At 49.7% G+C, this 3,714-nt stretch carries 4 protein-coding genes; 3 read left to right on the forward strand and 1 reads right to left on the reverse strand.

Going from position 1 to position 3,714, the window contains the following annotated elements; genetic code table 11:
- Positions 1-156: 156 nt before the first annotated feature.
- Positions 157-1,548 (reverse strand): CoA-binding protein, encoded by a 1,392-nt coding sequence (locus Q7V48_03685; GenBank protein ID MDO9209836.1) that lies wholly within the window; start codon positions 1,546-1,548, stop codon positions 157-159.
- Positions 1,549-1,927: 379 nt separating this feature from the next.
- Between Q7V48_03685 and Q7V48_03690 the strand changes: the two genes are divergently transcribed.
- The 3 genes from Q7V48_03690 to Q7V48_03700 form a co-directional block, all read left to right on the forward strand.
- On the forward strand, positions 1,928-2,863 hold the full coding sequence (locus Q7V48_03690; GenBank protein ID MDO9209837.1) for a 3-keto-5-aminohexanoate cleavage protein: 936 nt from the start codon (positions 1,928-1,930) through the stop codon (positions 2,861-2,863).
- A 76-nt stretch (positions 2,864-2,939) separates the two neighbouring features.
- Positions 2,940-3,176, forward strand: a complete 237-nt coding sequence (locus Q7V48_03695; protein ID MDO9209838.1) for a hypothetical protein — start codon at positions 2,940-2,942, stop codon at positions 3,174-3,176.
- A 61-nt stretch (positions 3,177-3,237) separates the two neighbouring features.
- A partial coding sequence (locus Q7V48_03700) for an FAD-binding oxidoreductase (GenBank protein ID MDO9209839.1) occupies positions 3,238-3,714 on the forward strand: 477 nt, incomplete at its 3' end.

Raw genomic sequence — 3,714 nt, forward strand, 5'->3', positions numbered from 1 at the left:
CCGCCTAAGGCGGACAGAACTACTTGAATTAATTGGTTCCCGCTTTCGCGGGAATGACGAAAATGAGACAAAAAGGACTCCTTACGAATCCATCACAATTGAATTTGTTAAAAAGATACCAAAAAAAAAAAATTTAAAGCAAGCTTTTTAGTTTTTTCAGGGGCGCTCCATAGCTTGGCGGCAGCGGGCCAGGATGGAGAGAACTTCAAAAGGCTCTTCGATCAACGGGAAGGTGGGCACCCCTCTTGGTTCTAAGAAGGCCTTGGCCGCTTCCATATGCTTTTTTTCACCGGTGAAAGTAACATAGATCGGTTTTTGCCGATACCGAGCGGCCAGCTCTACAATAAAATCAAGAGGGGGTACACCCGTATCATCGGTGAGTAAGAGAATGGGTACAACGGCGTCGGTATTGGGGTCCTTCAGGGCTGCCTCCGTTCCTTCCCGGTAGGCAAACTCCACTCCGTGTAATCCAGCGGCAAACCAGATGTCCACCGGGTTGCGCATACGAATGATGGATGGGCTGATGTCCTGCAAGAAATTGCGAGTGGGCTCTTCGAAATCAGGGACTTTCAGGCCCAAAGACAGGCAAAGGTCCGTAAGGACCACGAGCATAGCCCCGGAGGGAGCCAGAAAGCTAACTCTATTCCCTTGAGGAAGGGGCATAAAGGCCAGGGCTTTGGCGGCCTGGAAGAGGTGGGAGTATTTATGAATGCGGACGATACCGGACTGCCTCAGGGCACCATCCACAATTCGGTCTTCTGCAGCCATAGCAGCGGTATGGGCGACTGCTGCTTTTGCTCCCTCCGCCGTACGCCCTCCTTTGAGAAGGATTACGGGCTTTTTCCGGGTTACCCTACTGGCGGTTTCCAGGAAACGCCTGGGGTTTTTAAAACTTTCCAGGTAGACAAAGATGGCCTTTGTTTCCGGGTCATCGGCCAGGTATTCCAGCACTTCGCTCTCCTCCATGTCCACCTTGTTTCCCAACCCTACAACCCGGGCCACGCCAAAGTTTTCTGCCGTGGCGATGTAGCGCATGGTGTGAGTGGCAAAATTTCCAGTCTGGGCGATGTAGGAAATATTCCCCCGCGGGATTTTCCCCAGCGGGAAAAAGCTCGAAGTGAAATTGTGCGGGGTGGATGTGTGACCAGAAGTGTTGGGTCCCAGGACCCGAACGCCAGTTTCGCGGATGGCTTTGATCAGGTCCTCCTGCAACTTTTCCCCTTTTTCATCCACTTCTGAAAAACCACCGGCAGCAAGGACGATCGCCTGGATCCCTTGGGCTGCACATTCGCGAATGGCCTGCGGGTTGGCGCTGGCCGGAAGGATAATGACTGCCAGTTCAATCCCCTCCGGAAGGTCCTGAACCGAGCGCTCAACTTTCATACCCATGATCTCTCCCCCCTTGGGGTTGACCAGGTAAAGTTTTCCAGAATAACCGTTCGCCACGATATTGCGAATCACGTCATTCCCAGGCTTATGGGGAATGGCAGATGCTCCAATTACCACAACGCTTTTAGGCTCGAAGAATTTTTTTAGCTTACCAGCCATGGTTTCTCCTTATAAAAATTTCCACCTCTAAAGGAAGGCGAAAGATAAAAGATCTGGTCTACGGTTATTTTATTGTAGACCGGCGATAATAAAATAATCTATCATAAGATCTGGAAGGCTAACAATATTTTTAAACATTTTTCGAAGGAGACCCATTTCCCCCCTCCTTTGTTTCCAGACCTTTTAACCAAGGAGTCAATTCAAGGCCCGGCGCGTGATCGATAAACGAGATTTATACAAAGACCAAATCCCTCTTCGCATAGAGAAAGGGTTGTTTATATTTTTTACAGTTAATTTTATCTGGATGTGCTAATTTCCCAACTGGGAAAGAATCCATTCTTCTTTGCCCTATTTATAATCAAATGAAAGGAGTATTATCATGGCAATGAAGCAAGGCAAGCTGTTCATTAACTGCGCTGTTACAGGTTCCATCCACATTCCTACCATGTCAGAATATCTTCCTATAACTCCTCAGCAAATCGCCGATGAGGCGGTCAAGGCAGCGAATGCTGGCGCCGCGACTGTACACCTTCATGCCCGCGACCCTAAGACAGGGCAGCCGAGTTCTGACATTGGTTTGTTCAAGGAAATCTGCGGAGAGATTCACCGGCGTTCAAACGTAATCCAATGCCCGACCACCGGCGGCGGTTTGGGGATGACCCCTGAGGAGCGGGTAAGGGTGGTCGCCCAATTGGAACCGGAACTGGCCAGTTGCAACATGGGTTCTTTCAATTTCGGCCTCTTTCCTCTCCTGGAGCGCTATTCCAAGTTTAAATTCGACTGGGAACCGAAGTATTTGGAGATGACGCGAGATTTCATCTTCGCCAACACCTTCAAATCCTTAGAAGTCTTCCTGAAGACCTTTCGGGATCACGGGACGAAACCGGAGATGGAATGTTATGATGTAGGCCATATTTATAACGCCGCCCACATGGCCGATCGGGGTTTCCTTGACAAACCCTTCTTTCTCCAGCTCATTATGGGAATCCTGGGATCTATTCAACCGAGCGTCGAAAACCTGCTGCATATGAAACACACCGCGGACAGCCTCTTCGGTGATGATTACGTCTGGTCGGTCCTCCCCGTGGGTCGTTACCAATTCTCTCTGGGGGCCGTGGCATCCGTTATCGGAGGTAACGTTCGGGTGGGTATGGAAGATAACCTTTATATCAGCAAAGGCCAAATGGTAAAATCCAACGAAGAGAGCGTGCAGAAAATCCGTCACCTGATGGAGGAACTGAGCCTGGAAGTAGCCACCCCGGATGAAGTAAGAAAGATTCTCAAGCTGAAAGGAAAAGATAAAACCAAATTCTAAACTCATAATCCCAACCCACGAACCCTTTGGCCAATTCCTCTCACCCCATTCCTTTTTCATATGGGCAGAGGAACGAGTGCCCCCGGCACTTTCCTGGCAAACCCTGCCAATTGAGCTTCTTGCAAAAGTCCGTAATTTACCCTTCGACAGGCTCAGGGTGAACGGGCTTCGGTTGAAATTATTTAGTTTTTCCGTTCGTGGTGAGCTTGTCGAACCACAAAAAAATACTTTTGCAAGAGCCTCAATTGATAGAAGAAAAATAAAGGGGAATAAAGCCATTTTTCCATTGACAAAACTGATCAGAATAAACTAAGAAAAAGTTGGTAATTTTTTTAATTACGGAGACGGTAAATCTCTTTCGAGGAGAAATCATTATGGTACCAGCATCCATTAAACGCGAACTCAGAGATATTGTTGGCCAAGAACGCTGCCTTGATGCCCCTGAAGATTTGATGGTTTATTCCCACGATGTATTTGCGGAAAAAAAGCCGGACGTGGTGGTTCTTCCCGTCACAGCAGAAGAAGTATCCCGGGTGCTGAAGCTGGCCAATCGGGAGAAGGTCCCGGTGACCCCACGAGGGTCGGCGACAGGCCTGAGCGGGATGTGTGTCCCCGTGCACGGAGGGATCGTCATGGCCATGTCCAAGATGAATAAGATCCTGGAAATCAGCCCAGAGGATCGTTTGGCGGTTGTTGAACCCGGGGTCATTACTCAGGATCTCCAGATGGCTGTCGAAGCTGCGGGGGTTTTTTATCCTCCAGACCCGGCGAGCCAGTCGATCTGCCAGATCGGGGGCAATGTAGCCACGAATGCCGGCGGGCCCCGCTGTGTGAAGTACGGAGTAACCCGG

This window comes from Deltaproteobacteria bacterium (assembly GCA_030654105.1).
Lineage (GTDB): Bacteria > Desulfobacterota > SM23-61 > SM23-61 > SM23-61 > JAHJQK01.